Consider the following 18,887-nt stretch of genomic DNA (forward strand, 5'->3'; position numbering starts at 1 on the left):
TATTGTTTTTAGATCATAAAAAAAGCCAGCCAATGCTGTGAACATTGCTGGCTTGTTCTTCTTGAGAACGGTGATTTAGGAATAAATAAATTGACCTTAACAAAGTTTTATTAACCAAACCATTACAAAAGTATGAAATTATTGCCTAAAAGTAAGCCTAAAAATTTTAGGTTTACTCCTAAACACGTAAAAGTTATTAAACTTACGTCTACGTTACTTTTAGCTTTTACTATGCAATTAGCATCAGCTAAAACAGAAAAAAGCGTTGTGTTTACGGATAAAAATGTAAAAAAGAACAATCCTGTTCAGAAGAAAGTTACTGGAAAAGTGACTAACGAAAAAGGAGAATCTCTTCCAGGTGTAAATATTGTTGCTAAAGGAACAAGTGTAAGTACTCAAACCGATTTTGACGGAAATTTTGCTTTTGAAGTTCCAGATAATGCCACTACTTTAATTGTAACTTATATCGGATTACAAGATCAAGAAGTTGCTATTACCGGAAGTCCATTAAATATTGTCTTAAAAGAAATAGGACAGCAAATGAACGAGGTGATTGTAGTAGGATATGGAGCTCAAAACAGAAGAACTTTAAGTACTGCAGTTTCTAAACTGGATAAAAAAGTTCTTGAAAATGTACCTTATTCAAACGTTACACAATCTTTACAAGGAAGCGTTACGGGTTTGGTGGTAAAAACTTCTTCAGGACAGCCAGGAAAAGCTTCCAATGTAATTGTTCGAGGTGGTACTTCGATTGATAATCCGTCTGGGGCAACTCCTTTATATATTGTTGACGGTGTTATCAGAAATCAGATTGATGATATTAACTCTTTAGATATTGCTTCACTTCAGGTGCTTAAAGATGCTGCTGCAACTTCTATTTATGGTGCACGAGCTTCAAATGGTGTAATCATTGTCACTACAAATACAGGTAAAGCAGGTAAACTAAAAGTTACTTATAATGTTTCAACTCAAAACAGTAGAATTGGCAAAAAATACAATTTTATGGATGGAGGCGATTACATTAAAATGCAGCGTGAAGGATTGTATAATGCAGCCGAACTTGCTGGACTTTCAACCACTACTGGTATCGCGCGTTTAGGACAATTAACTGGTGCAACGCCTGCGGGTACCGGAAATAATCTAGAAAATAATACTCCGTTTGCTACTTTATTAAAATCGAATTTATCTGCAGAAACCATAAGTACACTTCAGGCAAAGGGTTGGCAGGAACTTGCAGATCCTTTAAATCCGAGCAGTACAATTATGTATAAGAGTACCGATTGGAATGATATTTTGTTTCAGGATGCTATTACACAAAGTCATACACTTGGTTTTAGCGGTGGAACAGACACAGGCGTATTCGATTTGAGTTTAGGATATTTAAAAGGTGATGGTATTACGATATTCACAGGATACCAAAGGTTTACCAGTAAATTAAACGCTTCTTTAAAAGTTGCAGACAATTTTACAATTAACGGCCGCGTGTTGTTTTCTAAAGCAAGCAATAATCAAGTTGTGGCCAACAGTGTAGTTTTCAATAGATATTTAGGAAACTCGCCAACTACAAAATTATATTTAGAAGACGGAACTTTAGCTCCAGGACAAAACAACATTAACGGAAATCCATTGTACCAGATGGGGAAAGTTAAAGGGAAAAATGAAAACGATAAGCTTCAAATGAGTGTAGATGGTGAATTAAGACTTGCGAAAGATTTTACTTTCACACCAGCCATTTCATTATACAGTGAGAATGAAAATGACAATACTTTTCAACAGGCATTTTTAAGCGGAAGCAGTGGTTTGGTTGATAATACAAGAACTGCAACAAGATTGAGCAATCAAACCTATCAAGTGCAATACGAAGGAGTTTTTGCTTATAAAAAAGATTGGGAAAATATTGGAAACTTTGATGCTAAACTAGGAGTTTCAAAATACGATAGAACCATTAAATATTTTAATGCAGCAGGAAAAGGAAGCCCTTCAGATTTAGCGCAGACTTTAGACTCATCTCCAATTCCGGTTTCAGTTTACAGCAACAATACCAAATTGGTTTTAAATAGTGTTTTCGGACGTGTTAATTACGATTATAAAAACAGATATTTTGCAACGGCTTCATTTCGTTATGACGGTTCTTCAAGTTTAGGGCCAGATAATAGATATGGTTTCTTTCCTGGAATTTCTGCAGGATGGAATATGCAGGAAGAGAAATTCTGGGCCAACACAATGCCAAAATTCTTTTCTTCTCTTAAACTTCGTGGAAGTTATGGTGTAAATGGAAACTTAGGAACTTTAGGAGATTTCCAAGCTGGAGGATTATATGCTGGAACTACAAACGGACTTCCAAATAGCTACAATGGGCAATCGGCGATTATCAACTCTCAAATTGCAAATCCAGGATTGAAATGGGAACAATCTGAAACGATAAATGGTGGTTTTGATATCGGATTAAACGAAGATAAAATTAGAATCATTGGAGATTTCTACAACAAATTGACATCAGACTTATTGACGAATCTGACATTGCCTTCAAATAGTGGTTTCTCAACTGTTTTAACCAATTTAGGAGGATTAAGAAGTAAAGGTTTTGAGCTAGAAGTTCAGGCAAATGTTTACAATAAAAATGATTGGAAAGTAAATGTTGGAGCAAACGTTTCGCACAATACCAATACAGTTGAAAAACTTCCATTTAATGGAAATGGAAATAATAGAATTGGAGGAACTGAGATCTGGGATGCAAAAAGTGGTAAATATGTATATGTAGGAGGTTTACAGGAAGGACAAAAAATTGGAAATTTCTACGCTCATAAACAATTGTATATTCTTTCAACTCAAGCAGAAGCAGATGCATACAATGCAAAAGTTCACGATACTTATGTAACGAAAACGGCTGCAAATGGTGGTAATCCTGATGGAAGAAAATTTGCTGGAGACGCAGTTTTTGAAGATACAGATAATAACGGAATCATTGATAGCCGAGATAGACAATATATGGGGAATATGTTCCCAACATTCGTAGGAGGTTTCAATTTTGATACTTCATACAAAGGTTTCTCTCTAACAGTTAGAACGGATTATTCTTTAGGAGCAACAATTTACAACGAAGCAAGAGCACGTTTCTTAGGTCAGTTTCAAGGTAACTACGGATTATTGGCAGAAAGCGCACAAGCATGGCAGAAAGAAGGAGATATTACAGATGTTCCTCGTTACCGTTGGGCAGATCAAACCAATCAGAACAACTTATTCAGATCTGAAGCGAGTGGAGCAGCTTATAATACCAATATGTTCCAAGGTAACAGCCGTTACTACGAAAGCGGAGATTATTTATGCATAAGAGAAATTACGTTCAGTTATAGTTTTCCAAAAACACTTATCGAAAAAGCAAGTTTAACATCACTTCGCCTGTATGTTACAGGAAGTAATTTATACTACTTTACAAAATACAAAGGATTAAGCCCAGAAGTACAAGGTATTGACGGAGGATCTAGTTTAGGATTAAACGCAGCTGGTTCTACAGGAACTTACCCAGTACCTAGAAACATTATTCTTGGTTTAAATATCAGTTTGTAAATTTTTAATTAAAAAATCATGAAAAAGAAATTTCTTTTATACACAATACTTTTTTCAAGTCTTTCTCTTTTTAATTCTTGTCAAGATGATTTAGAATTAACATCTGATAGTGTTATTACATCTGATAGTTTCTGGAAAACAGAAGATGATGCCAAAGCAGGCGTAAACGGAATGTATGTTAACTTCAGAATCCAAACTCAGCAAAATTATTATTTGTTAGGAGGGGCAAGAAGTGCAGAAATTACAGGAGGAGTTCAATCTCCTTTAACATTGGCAAATTACTACAACAACAATCTTACACCACAAAATATAGATGTAGATTGGGCTGGTTTGTATACTGTAATTCATTCGGCAAACTTGGTTTTAAAATATGTGCCAAAAATTACATTTAGTCCGTCAACAGTAAAAGAGCAAAAAAGATATATTGCTCAAGCCTATACAATGCGTGCGTTATGTTATTTCATTATGGCGCGTTCTTGGGGAGGAGTGCCAATTGTAACAGAACCAACAGAAAATACCAATCAGTCGCAATACATTATTCCGCGAAATACGATTGAAGAAACATTTGCCTTTATTAAATCAGATATTGATCAGGCCATTGCTAATTTTCCAGATGCAAACAATAACAAAACACAATTGGCTCTTCCATCAGTTTATGCTTTAAAAGCAGAGGTGAATTTATGGACAGCAAAACAATTAAACGGAGGAACAGCAGATTTAAATAATGCTTTAGCGGCAATAAATGCAATTCCGGGAACACCGACTTTAATGCCAAGTTTCAAAGATGTTTTTGCTTTTGACAAAAAAGGAAATGCCGAAGTGCTTTTTGCAGTCCGTTATTCATTAGCCGATTTAACGTCATCACTACTAGATAACTGGAACCAGTTTATGTTTGTTGGACCAAGTGATTTTGCACCATTAACATCAGCACAGGCAACAGCCGTTTTCGGTACACTAGGAACAGGGTCAGGAAATGCTGGTATTTCGAGAGTACAGCCAGACATTACAAGATTCAATTTTGCAGCTACAGATACCAGAAAAGATGCAACATATCTAACTTTATATAACGGTACAACTCCAGTAGTTACAGGTTTGGTAAAATACAACGGAACTGTAGACGGAACAATCAGAAGATTTGTGAGTGATATCATTATTTACCGTTGGGCAGATATTTTATTAATGAAAGCAGAGATTAAAAATGCTTTAGGTCAGGATCCAACCACAGAAATGAATTTGGTAATGAAAAGAGCTGACGCATCGGCTTCATTTACAAATGATACTCCAGCAGCAAATGACGATGTGATTTTAAGAGAGCGTTTAAAAGAAATGGCCTTTGAAGGAAAATCATGGTGGGATATTGTTCGTTTTAATAAAACAAGTATAGTTCCGTCAATGGCAGGAAAACAAGTATTGTTTCCAATTTCTCAAAACACAATCAATTTCAATCCTAAAATTGTTCAGAATCCGGGATATACCAATTAAACGAAACAAAGAATAAAAAAAACTAAAGTTTAAAATCAAACTGGAAATGAAAGCTTTTCCAGTTTGATAAAACGAAAAAATTAAAAATAAAAGTCATGAAAATCGAACATTTACAAGGTCTTATTTCAGCTCCATTTACTCCATTTGATGAGAGTGGAAAATTGGATGTGAGCCTGATTCCAGCTTATTATACTTTTCTAAAAAGAAATGGCGTAGCAGGAGCATTTATAATTGGTTCTACTGGCGAAGGGGTTTCGATGTCATTAGAAGAGAAAAAAACGGTTGCAAAAGCATGGGCAGACTGCTCTAATCATGATGCTGACTTTAAAGTAATGGTTTTCTTGGGCGGAACTTGCTTAACAGATTGTATCGAACTGGCAAAGTATTCGTATGAAATTGGTTTATATGCAGTTTCAATTACAGCTCCGTTTTACTTTAAACCTGGAAACGTTGATACGCTTGCAGAAACCTGTATCAAAGTGGGAGAAAGTGTTCCAAATATGCCATTGTATTATTATCATATTCCTGTTTTAACAGGAGTTAATATTCCGATGTTTGACTTAGTAAGAGCTTTGGATGGAAAACTGCCAAATTTTGCTGGAGTTAAATATACGCATGAGGATTTTATGGATTTCCAAAGCTGTATGAGTTATGCTGATGGAAAATTTGATATGCTTTGGGGACGTGACGAAAATATGCTATCGGCATTGGTTTTAGGGGCAAAAGGTGCAGTTGGAAGTACTTTTAATTATGCAGCTCCTTTATACTACGATCTAATTGATGCTTTTAATAATAATGATTTAGTGAAAGCCAGAAAGTTACAGCAGAAGTCAATTGATATGATTCGTTTCTTAGGAAAGTACGGAGGAATCTCAGTTGGAAAAGCTTACATGAAATTGGTTGGACATAATTTAGGCGAATTCAGATTACCAGTCAAAAACATGAGTGCAGCACAATTTGAATTGTTCAAAAAAGATGTTGAAGGTTTAAATTTCGACGAGTTTAAATCAAAATAATACGTTTCGTTTTCGGTTAAAACAAACAACTATGAATCGATTTTTTTCTTTCTCAATCCTTACTATTTCAATTATGTCAGCAACAGTTGGTCTTTCGCAGCAAAAAAATATTTCAAAAATAGAATGGCAAAAAGCAGCGCAGCTTCAAAATGCCGATGGAAGTCTTTCTCTAGGTTTTGCAGGACCAATTAATGGTGTGACAAATGATGTTTTGATTGTCGCTGGAGGAGCCAATTTTCAAGATAAAATGCCTTGGGAAGGAGGGAAGAAGCATTATTCAAAAGAAATTCATGTTTTAGAAAAAAGCGATAAAACCTTTCATTGGAATAAAAAATCAATAGCAGAATTACCAGAACCAATTGCATATTGTGGCAATGTTTCAACCAGTTTAGGAATCGTGTACGTTGGAGGAGAAAACGAAAAAGGTTTATCCAACAAAGCACATGTTTTAAATTGGAATTTTGAAAAAAACGAAATCGAAATAAAAGCATTGCCCCATTTTCCAATTAAAATAACCAATATAGCTCTTGTAAATGTGAGTAATGTAGTGTATGCAATTGGGGGCGATGAAGCCACAAAAAGTTCTGATTTGGTTTTTAGCATTGATTTGAATAAAACACAATTAGAATGGAAATCAGAACCAAAATTACCTTTTGCATTAGCAAATTCAGTTGCAGTGGTTCAGGATGAAGTCATTTATGTTGTTGGAGGAAGAACCAAAACAGCTTCTGGAATAAGTGATTTGCACAACACAACATTGGCTTTCAACCTGAAAAAACAAATTTGGGAAACTAAAGCAGTTATAACGGACGGAAAGAAAACGACCAATTTTTCAGCAGGAGCAGGAGTCGCCTTTGGGAAACACAATATCATTATTACGGGAGGAGATAACGGAGAAACATTTCATAAAATAGAAACCTATTTATCTCAAATTTCAAAGACAGCTTCAGAAGAAGAAAAGGCAAAATTAATTGCCGAAAAAAATATCTTAAATACAACACATCAAGGATTTTATAATGCCGTTTTATTGTACGATACTTTAAAAAATAAATGGACAAAAATTGGCGAATTGCCATTTCTGGCTCATGTCACGACAACAGCAGTACTTTGGAACGATAAAATTGTTTTATCAAATGGAGAAATAAAACCTGGTATTCGCACACCAGATGTTATGATTGGAACTGTAGAATAAAAATAAAAATCTAAGTTAATTAAGTTAAGTTGCTTAGAAACCTGATAGGTTTTTAAAACCTGTCAGGTTTAATTAAAGATTGCTAATAAAAAACCAAAAATCAACCAAAACCAAAATGAAAAACTCTAAATATTATCCTTGGCTCGTAGTCGCGTTACTTTGGATTGTAGCTTTATTAAACTACATGGACAGGCAGATGCTCGCAACCATGAGACCATCCATGGAAAGTGACATTCCGGAATTAGTTTCTGGTGAAAATTTTGGACGTCTAATGGCTGTTTTTCTTTGGATTTATGCTTTGATGAGCCCAGTGTCTGGAATTATCGCTGATAAATTAAATAGAAAATGGCTAATCATTGGGAGTTTATTCGTTTGGTCTGCCGTAACGTATGCAATGGGATACGCTAAAACTTATGATGAGATTTATTGGTTAAGAGCCATTATGGGCGTGAGCGAAGCGTTATACATTCCAGCAGGATTGTCTTTAATTGCCGATTATCATCAGCAGAAAACAAGATCACTTGCCATTGGTATTCACATGACAGGACTTTATGTAGGTTCTGCTTTGGGAGGTTTTGGGGCTACAATTGCAGCACGCTATTCTTGGCATTCGACTTTTCATCATTTCGGAATTATTGGAGTAGTTTATTCGGTTATTTTGGTTTTCTTTTTGTACGAGAAAAAGACAAAGATTTTTGATCCAGAGTTTAACAAAACCCATGAAAAAGCTCCTTTGCTAAAAGGTCTGGCGTTACTATTTACCAATATTTCTTTTTGGGTAATTCTGTTCTATTTTGCGATAATAAGTTTACCGGGATGGGCAACTAAAAACTGGCTTCCAACGCTATTCTCGGATAATTTAGGAATTTCTATGGATCAGGCTGGACCTTTGGCAACCATTACAATTTCATTTTCTTCCTTGCTTGGAGTTGTATTTGGCGGAATTTTATCGGATAAATGGGTTCAAAAAAATATAAAAGGAAGAATTTATACCAGCGCGATTGGTTTAAGCTTGACCATTCCCGCACTATTATTGATCGGATTTGGGCATTCGTTGTTTCACGTGGTTGGCGCAGTTCTGTGTTTTGGTATAGGATACGGAATGTTTGATGCAAATAATATGCCCATAATCTGTCAATTTGTTTCTTCAAAATATCGGGCGACGGCTTATGGTATTTTAAATATGACGGGGGTTGGCTGTGGCGCATTGGTCACCTCCTTATTAGGGAAATCAGCCGATGCTGGTAATTTGGGTTATGGTTTTTCTTTGATGGCCGGTATCGTCCTGATTGCCCTTATCACGCAAATTAGCTTTTTGCGTCCTAAAGTAAATGATTTCGAAGGAGCTTAAGTCAAAGTCACCTTTTTTTAAAATTAGATTGTTAGTTGCTTTTTTGGTTTTATAAGCCCGGGCGGAGCTATGCCGTTTCGCTCGGCTCATAACACCTCAATTTTAGTACAATGTAAAGAAGAATGAGAACACAAAAACGAAATTTACTACTGCTCATAACAGCATTCATTTTCCTATTTAATTTGGGGATGAATGCGCAGCAGACTGATATAAAAGTAGCTTGTATTGGAGATTCTGTTACAGCTGGCTATCTTTTGGCCAATTCGAAATCAGAATCGTATCCTTCACAATTGCAGATTTTGATGGGAAGTCAATATGAAGTGAAAAATTTTGGTTACAGCGGTGCAACTCTTTTAAAAAAAGGAAGTAAACCTTATTATAAAACTAAAGAATGCTCTGATGCCATTGCCTATCAGCCGGATATTGCGATTATCCATTTGGGACTAAATGATACCGATCCGAGAAATTGGCCGAATTACAAAGACGATTTTAATGCCGATTATTCTTGGCTGATTGATGCATTAAGAAAAGAGAATCCGAAGGTGAAAATTTACATCTGTCGTATGACTCCGATTTTTAACGAACATCCTCGTTTTAAATCGGGAACACGAGATTGGTTTTGGCAGATTCAGGAACATATTAATGAAATTGCTAAAGCAAATAAAGTCCATTTAATTGACCTTCACGAAAAATTATATTCACGTCCAGATCTTTTTCCAGATGCCTTACATCCAACAAAAGACGGAGCAAAGATATTAGCACAAACCGTTTACGAGAATGTTACGCAAGATTTTGGCGGATTAAAATTGCCTGCTGTTTTTACGGATAATATGGTTTTACAGCGAAATCTGCCGATTGTAATTTACGGAAATGCAAACGGAGGAGAAAAAGTGGAAGTGGGTTTTGATAAGCAAAAAGTAACAGTTTCTGCAAATGAATACGGAAAATGGAAAGCTGTTTTTCCTGCTATGAAATCGGGAGAAATACAGCAGATTTCGATTTCAACTTCCAATCAAAATCTTACTTTAAAAAATATTTTAATTGGAGACGTCTGGTTTTGTTCAGGACAATCAAATATGGCTTTTCCTTTGAAAAAAGCAGAAAACGGAATTTCCGAATTACAAAAAGCGGCAGCAAATACAAAACTTAGATTATTCAATTTTGAAGTCATTCAGGAAACCGATGAAAAAGCATGGGATTCGATCACTTTAGAGAAAACAAATCAATTAAAATACTTTTCAGGAAACTGGAGAATTTGTGATTCTTTAAGTGCCAAAGACTTTTCGGCAGTGGCGTATTATTTTGGACAAAATATTGTTCAGGAAGAAAATGTGCCAATTGGTTTAATTCAGGTTGCGGTTGGCGGTTCTCCAATCGAATCTTGGATCGATCGATATACTTTAGAACATGATGATAAAGAAGTGGATGTATTGACCAACTGGCGAAAATCTGATTTTTTAATGCCTTGGGTTCGATCTCGTGCTGACGAAAATTTAAAAAATGCTGTAAATCCAAAACAGCGTCATCCTTACGATCCTTGTTACACTTATGAAGCTGGAGTTTCTCAGTTTACCGATTTTCCAATCAAAGGAATTTTATGGTATCAAGGCGAAAGCAATGCGCATAATGTCGAATTATACGAGCATTCTCTACCAGAATTAGTAAAAAGCTGGCGGGAAGCATGGGGAATTTCATTGCCGTTTTATTTTGTGCAGCTATCAAGCATAAATCGTCCGTCTTGGGCATTGTTTAGAGATGCACAAAATAGAGTTCAGAAAAAGATTCCAAATAGTGCGATGGCAGTTAGTATGGATTTTGGCGACGAAACCAATGTGCATCCGATAAAAAAAGAACCCATTGGAGATCGATTGGCATTATTGGCTTTAAAATATACCTACGGAAAAAAAAGAACTGCCGAGGGACCAGTGCCAATAAAAGTCATTGAGAAAGGAGATGTTATTCTGGTTTCTTTTTCAAATGCAAAACAGCTATTTACAGCGGATAAAAAAGAGGTAATCGGATTTGAATTAGTAACCGATAAAGGAATTCGGATTGAAAGTAAAGCAATAATTATAAAAGATCAAGTGCAGATTAGCATTCCGAAAGACCAGAAAATAAAAGAAATTTTATACGCATACATGCCTTATACGACAGCAAATCTGGTAAACGAAGCCAGTCTTCCATGTTCCACTTTTAGGCTAGAACTGGATTCTGTGCACCAAAACTAGAAAACGTCTCTTACACTATATTTTTTCTTTAGATGAACTGAATTTACATCTAAAGCGATTTCACCTATCAACATAACAAAACCTGAATCGAATTTCAGGTGTAAAAACATATATTAAAATGAGCTATTCAAAAACTGATTTAATAGAATTAAAAGAGTTTTATCAGAACCAATTATTAGATAATACAGTTCCATTTTGGTTTCCGCGTTCAATAGATACTAAGCATGGTGGTTACTTACTGATGCGGAACCAAACTGGAGATTTAATAGATACCGATAAATCAGTTTGGTTTCAAGGACGTACTTCATGGCTGCTATCTACACTTTACAATACAATCGAACCCAAACAAGAATGGCTTGAAGGCGCAAAATCTGGAATCGATTTTTTAAATAAACATTGTTTTGATACAGATGGACGTATGTTTTTTCATGTCACACAAGATGGAAGTCCGATACGCAAACGCCGTTATTATTTTTCTGAAACTTTTGCAGTAATTGCTTTGAGTGCTTATGCAAAAGCGAGCGGAGATGAAGCGGCCGCAGAACAAGCACGTCATCTTTTTGGAGAATGTATCAAATACACCACAACTCCAGGTTTATTAGAACCAAAATATACCAATGTAAGACCTTCAAAAGGAATTGGTTCTCCAATGATTATGATCAATACTGCACAACAATTAAGAGAAAATATTGGCGACTCGCGTTGTGATGAATGGATTATGAAATGGATAGCCGAAATCGAAAATGACTTTGTAAAACACGATATAAAATGTGTGATGGAACAAGTCGCTCCAGATGGTTCTATAATTGATCATATTGACGGAAGAACATTAAATCCGGGACATGCGATAGAAGGCGCGTGGTTTATTCTGCATGAAGCAAAATACAGAAACAACGATCCGCATTTAATTGAACTAGGCTGTAAAATGCTCGATTATATGTGGGAACGTGGCTGGGACAAGGAACACGGAGGAATTCTATATTTCCTTGACGTTTACGGAAATCCTGTTCAGGAATATTGGCAGGATATGAAATTCTGGTGGCCACATAATGAGGTGATTATTGCAACCTTATTGGCTTACACCATGACAGGAAATGAGAAATATGCCAAATGGCATAAAATGATTCACGATTACTCGTACAGTAAATTTCATGATAAAGAAAATGGCGAATGGTTTGGGTATTTGCATAGAGATGGCAGCGTAGCGCAAACGGCAAAAGGGAATCTTTATAAAGGACCGTTTCATTTGCCAAGACAAGAGTGGTATTGTACTCAAATATTACATGAATATCTAGAAAACAATTAAAATCCGTTTCTTCCAATTATCCGCCGATCCATCAAGTTTTTAGATACTAGTTTTTGCTTATTAACCAATTTATAACCAAATATTAAAAACTATGAAAAATGTATTATTCTATTTTTGTTTGTGTTTGATGTGTTTCTACACTATAAATACAAAAGGGCAAAGCGGTAAGGTTTTAAACCTTGATGGAACTTCGGCTTACATGACAGTGGCAGATCATCCAGATTTAGACTTTGGTTCGGGTCAAAATAAAACCGTAACCTGTTGGATTAAAACCACAACGAATACTGGAACTCCAAGAATTTTTGCCAAAAGAAATGGCACATCTGGAAATGGCTATGAGTTTTGGACAGGAAACGGAACGAATGCCGGAAAATTTGCCATGAATGCAAGCGGAACAGGAACTCCAACAAATATTAGTACAGCAGGATATTCTGCTAATTCGATTGCTGACGGAACCTGGCATCATATTGCTTTGGTTATTGATGCTTCGAGTAATCGAACGATTTATGGTTATCTAGATGGTGTTTTGGCCAATACAGGAAAAACATTTACTTCTGTAACTTCTGATTTTTCTAATGCCGTAAACTTTGTAATAGGAGCAACTTCAGATGCTTCCAATAGTTTCAAATGGGCAGGACAAATCGATAATGTCCGAATTTGGAATAAAGCGATGACCGCAATGGAATTACAGGCAGATATGATCGCAGTTGTAAATGCTCCTACAACAGATCTTTTGGCGGCATGGAATTTTGAAAACGTAACGGGAACCTCAGTTCCAGATGTTTCAGGAAATAACCATCCAGGAACTCTGATTGGAACATTTACATTTTCAAATGCTTTTCCGATGGTTTTAAATTTAGATGGAATAAATGATTATATGCTTGTTGCGAATCATAGCGATTTTAATTTAGCAGCGGCACAAAATTTAACCATAACCTGCAAAATCAAAACCACTGATTTTGGAAAACGTATTTTAAGCAAACGACCAAATGGTTCAGGAATTGGATATGAATTTATCAATAACACTTCGGCAGGAGGAGGGCAGTTTGGAGTAAACCTGACCACAAGTGCGGGAGCGGCAGGACCTCCGTACGGGACTTCGAATATTGCCAATAATGTATGGCATCATTTAGCAATGGTTGTAGATGTTGCTACAACAAGCTGTAAAATTTACGTTGATGGAGTTTTACAGCAAACTAAAACATCCACAAATATTGGAGGAACCAATACAGTTTCTAATACTGGAGATTTATTTTTTGGAACTCTAAGCAATTTTGCCTCATACATGAATGCACAAATCGATGATATTCGTTTTTGGAGTAAAGCCATGACAGCAGCTGAAGTGGTAACAGATAAAACAGCCGTAATTACAGGATCAGAAACGAGTTTACTCGCAGCTTGGGATTTTGAAAACGTAAGTGGCATAAATGTTCCAGATATTACAGGAAATAATCATCCTGGGACTTTAATGAATGGAGCATCAGTAATTGCACAGACAAACGAAATGCAGATTAATTCTGTTTCATTAATACAAACCGAATTGCCAACAGGTTTAGGCGACACAGATCAGCGAATTATAGCGGTAAAAGCTTCTGTTTCGGGTAATTTAAATCCGTTGACTGTAAGTGCTTTAAAGTTTACGATGACTGGGACGACAAATATTTCAGATGTAACCAATATCAAAATTTATTCGAGTGGCAGTACATCGGTTTTTAATCCGACAACGGCGACTTTGTTTGCGACAGTTTCTCCGTCAAGCGGAAATCTTACAGCTAATGGCTCAAAAGCATTAGTTTCTGGAGATAATTATTTTTGGATTATTTATGATGTTTCGGCTAGCGCAACAGAAGGAAATTTATTAGATGCAACCTGCGAATCGATTGTGGCAAATACTGTAACGTATACTACAACAATAAATACAGTATCAGGAAATAGAGTGATTTTGCTAGCCAATACACTTTTGTTTACTCCTGGCGATGCAGGTTCTGCAAGTTATCGTATTCCAGCAATCATCACTGCTGCCGATGGTTCGCTGGTAACGGTAACAGACAAAAGATGGAATGGAGCAGGCGATTTAGCAGCCAAAATAGATCCAGTTGTCCGCAGAAGTACAGATAACGGAAAAACTTGGTCTTCGCCACTAACAATTGCCAATTTTGGAGAGGCAACAGGAGCAGGCGATGCGGCATTAGTTTTAGACAAAACAACGGGCGAATTATTATGTTTGGTCTCGGCTGAAAAAGGTTTTTTTGCTTCGACAAATGCAGCACCAGCAAAAGTTTTGGTTATTCGTAGTACCGATAACGGAGTAACTTGGGGAGCGCCTGTAGATATTACCAGTCAGATTTACGGACCAAACCCAAATTGGAAAGGATTATTTGTGGCTTCAGGAAGAGCACATCAATTGCGTGACGGAAAAATTGTTGCAGCAATTGCCGTTCGAGAAAATGTTTCAGGAGTCGAACATATTAATAATTATATGATCACGAGTGCCGATCACGGCGTTACTTGGACAGCTTCTACAGGAAGAGCAGAATTGGATGGTGATGAAGCCAAAGTGGTAGAGTTAAATAACGGAAATATTATGATGAGTATCCGAAATTCAGGAACACGCCGTTTTAATATTTCAACTGACAAAGGCTTGAGTTGGGGAACAGCTTATAATCAAACGAGTATTACAGACCCAAATTGCGATGGCGATTTTATACGTTATACTTCTACACTTGATGGTTATGATAAAAATCGATTATTGCATTCTATTCCGTTTGCCAGCAGCCGTAAAAATGTGAGTGTGCAAATGAGTACTGATGAAGGAACAACTTGGGGAACACCAAAAACTATTTTTGCAGGAGCATCGGCTTATTCGAGCTTAACAATTTTGCCAGACGGAACAATTGGTATTTATTATGAAAATGGAGAAAGTTCAACCTATCAAATGTATTTTGTGCGTTTTAGTTTAAACTGGCTGACAAATGGAACTGATACTTTTTTGCCTCCATCAAATTTATCGGCGAAAAAAGTAGGAGAAGCTGCAATTGAAAATCAGAATTTTGGAATTGAAATAAGTCCAAATCCAGTTACTGATTTGGTGAAAATTAAATTTAATAATGCAGACGGAATTGCAAACATTAAATTATTTGATTTATCTGGAAAATTAATCCGATCTACCTCTGTAAATTTGAACGAAAAAGAAATTTCATTTTCATTAGCAGATCAGCCGCAGGGCATTTATCTGTTAAATGTAAATGATGCAAAGACTTCAATTAGCAGTAAAATTATAAAGAAATAAATTAAAACATGAAACAGGCGATTGTAAATGCTGTGGTGCATACAGGCGATGAAATAATTGAAAATGGAGTGGTAATTATTGAAAACGGAAAAGTTATTTCGGTGCAAAAAGAAATCCCAAATGATTTGGAAAAAATTGATTTGGGAGGAAATCATCTTTCGGCAGGATTTATAGATATTCAGATCAATGGAGGAGAAAGACTGTATTTCAGTCAGACTCCAAACGAAGAAACGATTCAGGATATTTATGACGCCAGTTTAAAATATGGCACAACGCATGTTTTACCTTGTTTGATATCTTCTTCAAAAGAAACCATTTTAGAAGGAATTGAAGCAGTTCGCGCTTACATGAAAAAGCACAATAATGGCGTTATCGGAATGCATTTAGAAGGACCATTTTTAAATCCGTTACGACGCGGTGCACACAGCATTGATCAGGTTAGAAAACCGACTGATGAAGAATTGGATGAAATTATCGAAAAAGGAAAAGATGTCATTAAAGTAATTACAATCGCTCCGGAATGTTTTACAGAACAGCAATTAAATAAGCTGATTGAAAGCGGGATAACCATTTCAATCGGGCATTCGACTATTTCACACAAAGAAGCACAACCTTATTTTGCAAAAGGAATAAATCTGGTAACGCATTTGTTTAATGCCATGACACAGTTTGGTCATCGTGAACCAGGTTTGGTTGGAGCCGTTTTTGAAAACGAAGAGGTTTATGCCCCAGTTATTCTAGATGGCGCACATTGTGATTATGCCTCGGCAAGAGTGGCATATAAATTAAAAAAAGATAAATTCTTTCTAATAAGTGATGCAACTTTTTTAGGTCGAAAAGTAGCCAATTTTAAGTGGGATAATTTTGATGCTCATTTAGAAAATGGTTTTTATAGAAATGAAGATGGCAATCTGGCGGGAGCAACAATTTCAATGGCAGAAGCAGTACAAAATGCTTATAACCATCTGCACGTTTCTGCAGATGAAGCAATAAAAATGGCTTCTACAAGAGTAGCTTCTGCTATTGGTATGCAAGATAGAGTTGGAAAAATAAAATCTGGATTTCCTGCCAGTTTTGTCAAATTCAATGCTGATTTAAGCGAAATAGAAACACTTAATTTCTCTTAAACAGACTCATTTATTTTACAATGATTAAAGAAAAACAGCTTCCAATTTTAAGTCAGTTAAAAGAATGGAAAGTAATTTTTATTGGAATTATTTTCGCTTTTTTGTGGGCGTCTGCCTCGACAGCCACAAAAATCGGACTCCATTTTGCACAGCCTTTTGTGATTTCCATTTTTAGATTTTTAATTGCAGGAAGCATCATGCTTGTAATTTCACATGTTATAATGGCAAAACGACTGCCTCAAAAAAAAGAGTGGATTCAAATCAGTATTTATGGTTTGCTGAACATTACTTTTTATTTGGGGCTGTATGTTATTGCTATGCAAAAAGTATCCGCAGGTTTAGGGAGTTTAGCAGTAGCAACTAATCCGGTTTTTATTGTTTTGATTTCTGCAGTTTGGTTATCTCATAAAATCAATTTTAAAAGTGTAATCAGTTTAGTGCTTTGTTTTGCGGGTGTTTTTTTTGCGGCCTATCCCTTATTACAAAGCAGCTTTGCAACTCCCGGCGGAATACTCATTTTAATTGTCAGCATGATTGCTTACTCATTAGGAACTATATATTACTCAAAACAAGAATGGAACGGATTACACATTCTAACCATTAACGGCTGGCAGACCATAATTGGAGCTCTATTTCTGCTTCCAGCTTTAGGATTGACTTACGAATCGGATAAAAACACTTTTAATGCCGATTTTTGGTTTTCGACAGCATGGTTAGCAATTGCTGTCTCTATTGGAGCCATTCAGTTTTGGCTGTATCTTTTAAAGATAGATCCAGTAAAAGCTTCGTATTGGCTTTTCCTATGTCCTATATTCGGATTTTTAATCGCCTATTTTGTTGTCAATGAACCTTTGACTTTATATACTTTAGTCGGTGTTATCTTCGTTATATTAGGATTGTATATCAATCTTTATTCAAAAAAACAGAAGATAAAAAGATAACATAAGATGTTTGAAAATCAAAGTATTAAGTAATTTAAAAGTATAGTGTAAGTATACAAAATTCACAATTAGTAAACTTATAGTTCATATTTTTCTTGCAATACACTTGTTTTTAAAAATCATATTTATAGTTTTGCACCATATTTTTAACCCCAAACCTACTGACATACTGATGAGAAAAAACACTCACTTTTTTGTATTTGCCCTATTGGCAAGTATTATTTTTGGTTGTAGTGACGATGGAGATTCGTACAAACCAAATTATCTGCCAAGCATAGACGCTACAGCTTTACCAGCAGAAAATAAGCCAATGACCATGTTTGAAGATGATGAAAGTCCTTCAAAAATGTACGATAAAACAGACCGATGGTTTCGAGTAAACGAACCGCTTCAGGTTATCCAAAAAGGAAAAGATTCTGTACAGATTTCGTTGTATTCTCCAGTCGGACTTACAAATGTGAAAATCTATGCGAAACTGCCAAATTATGATAAAAAATTTGTGCTTTACACTTTTTCTAAAATACCAGCTTTTCATCGTTCGTTTCATAAACTTCCTTTAACAGAAAAAGCAAACGATTATTTATTAGAAACTGGAAATACAGTAACGATCGAGAAAATTGAAGGATTTTCTTCTGGAGCAATTCAATTTTCAGTAGAATCGGATGATCCTTTATTTCTAAAATTCAAAAAAATAAAATCAAATCATTTGGTTCAGTTTCATGATGGATACCACATTAATGAAATGGGTAAATTTCTTCCTATGAATCCAGCTTTGGCAAAAGAAGCGATTACCATGATTATCAATTATTCTTATGCCTTGAGTCATCCCTTGTATTACAGCACGTTCACCAATTTTGATAAATACAAACAAGAACAAGCCGCTGCAGCTGGAACAGGCATAAACGGTGCGTTAAACTGGCACGGAAATGCAGAAGATAAAGACGGTGTTTATGATTATTATTCTAAAGAAGAAATCGAAAAAATATACTGGAATTATTTAGATAAAAGAACCGTTTGGATGGCAATGGTTGGAGGAGATTCTGCTTGGGGTGGAGGAAATCTAGCATCGCAATGGGAATCGGGTTACGTAACGGGCCATTGGGTCGGAGAAATGTCGGTTTGGTCGCACGAATATTCGCATCACATCGGTTTCAGTCACAGCAGTAATTTAGCAAATAGCGGTGAAGGCGGTGGCCAACAGGAAATGCTGACAGATTTCTATAAATATTTAATTTATCTGAATGATCTTCCTTTTACAGATCCAGACGTTTTGAAAACGTATGAGAAAACAAATTACGTAAGCGGAAATTATAAAAAACCAGTGTTTAAAATTAATCCGAAAAATCCATTTTTAGTCAAATACAAAGGCGAAGGAAAATGGAACTAAA

General features: G+C 35.8%; 11 protein-coding genes. All 11 read left to right on the top strand.

Annotated elements, in window-relative coordinates:
• Window positions 1-132 precede the first annotated feature (132 nt).
• The 11 genes from AC5ZCW_RS07610 (at window position 133) to AC5ZCW_RS07660 (ending at window position 18,886) form a co-directional block, all read left to right on the top strand.
• On the top strand, window positions 133-3,567 hold the full coding sequence (locus AC5ZCW_RS07610) for a SusC/RagA family TonB-linked outer membrane protein (protein ID WP_496118883.1): 3,435 nt from the start codon (window positions 133-135) through the stop codon (window positions 3,565-3,567).
• A gap of 18 nt (window positions 3,568-3,585) precedes the next feature.
• Entirely contained in the window at window positions 3,586-5,049 is a 1,464-nt protein-coding gene (locus AC5ZCW_RS07615; RefSeq protein WP_496118884.1) for a RagB/SusD family nutrient uptake outer membrane protein, read from the top strand.
• A gap of 95 nt (window positions 5,050-5,144) precedes the next feature.
• Window positions 5,145-6,065, top strand: coding sequence for a dihydrodipicolinate synthase family protein (locus AC5ZCW_RS07620; RefSeq protein WP_343541501.1), 921 nt, complete (start codon window positions 5,145-5,147; stop codon window positions 6,063-6,065).
• Between the two features lie 31 nt (window positions 6,066-6,096).
• The gene (locus AC5ZCW_RS07625) at window positions 6,097-7,257 is read left to right on the top strand and encodes a galactose oxidase (RefSeq protein ID WP_496118885.1); all 1,161 of its coding nucleotides are present in this window, start codon (window positions 6,097-6,099) and stop codon (window positions 7,255-7,257) included.
• 115 nt (window positions 7,258-7,372) lie between these two features.
• Window positions 7,373-8,608, top strand: coding sequence for an MFS transporter (locus AC5ZCW_RS07630; RefSeq protein WP_281633463.1), 1,236 nt, complete (start codon window positions 7,373-7,375; stop codon window positions 8,606-8,608).
• A 122-nt stretch (window positions 8,609-8,730) separates the two neighbouring features.
• Window positions 8,731-10,836, top strand: a complete 2,106-nt coding sequence (locus tag AC5ZCW_RS07635) for a GDSL-type esterase/lipase family protein (RefSeq protein ID WP_496118886.1) — start codon at window positions 8,731-8,733, stop codon at window positions 10,834-10,836.
• A 118-nt stretch (window positions 10,837-10,954) separates the two neighbouring features.
• Window positions 10,955-12,142 carry an AGE family epimerase/isomerase gene (locus tag AC5ZCW_RS07640; protein ID WP_496118887.1) on the top strand — a complete coding sequence of 396 codons (1,188 nt, stop codon included), beginning with the start codon at window positions 10,955-10,957 and terminating at the stop codon, window positions 12,140-12,142.
• A gap of 91 nt (window positions 12,143-12,233) precedes the next feature.
• The gene (locus AC5ZCW_RS07645; protein WP_496118888.1) at window positions 12,234-15,431 is read left to right on the top strand and encodes a LamG-like jellyroll fold domain-containing protein; all 3,198 of its coding nucleotides are present in this window, start codon (window positions 12,234-12,236) and stop codon (window positions 15,429-15,431) included.
• Window positions 15,432-15,439: 8 nt separating this feature from the next.
• Window positions 15,440-16,558 (top strand): N-acetylglucosamine-6-phosphate deacetylase, encoded by a 1,119-nt coding sequence (gene nagA / locus AC5ZCW_RS07650; RefSeq protein ID WP_496118889.1) that lies wholly within the window; start codon window positions 15,440-15,442, stop codon window positions 16,556-16,558.
• A gap of 20 nt (window positions 16,559-16,578) precedes the next feature.
• On the top strand, window positions 16,579-17,499 hold the full coding sequence (locus AC5ZCW_RS07655) for a DMT family transporter (protein WP_496118890.1): 921 nt from the start codon (window positions 16,579-16,581) through the stop codon (window positions 17,497-17,499).
• A gap of 172 nt (window positions 17,500-17,671) precedes the next feature.
• Entirely contained in the window at window positions 17,672-18,886 is a 1,215-nt protein-coding gene (locus AC5ZCW_RS07660) for a hypothetical protein (RefSeq protein WP_496118891.1), read from the top strand.
• The last annotated feature ends 1 nt before the right edge of the window (window position 18,887 follow it).

Source organism: Flavobacterium sp. PLA-DH12 (assembly GCF_059511845.1).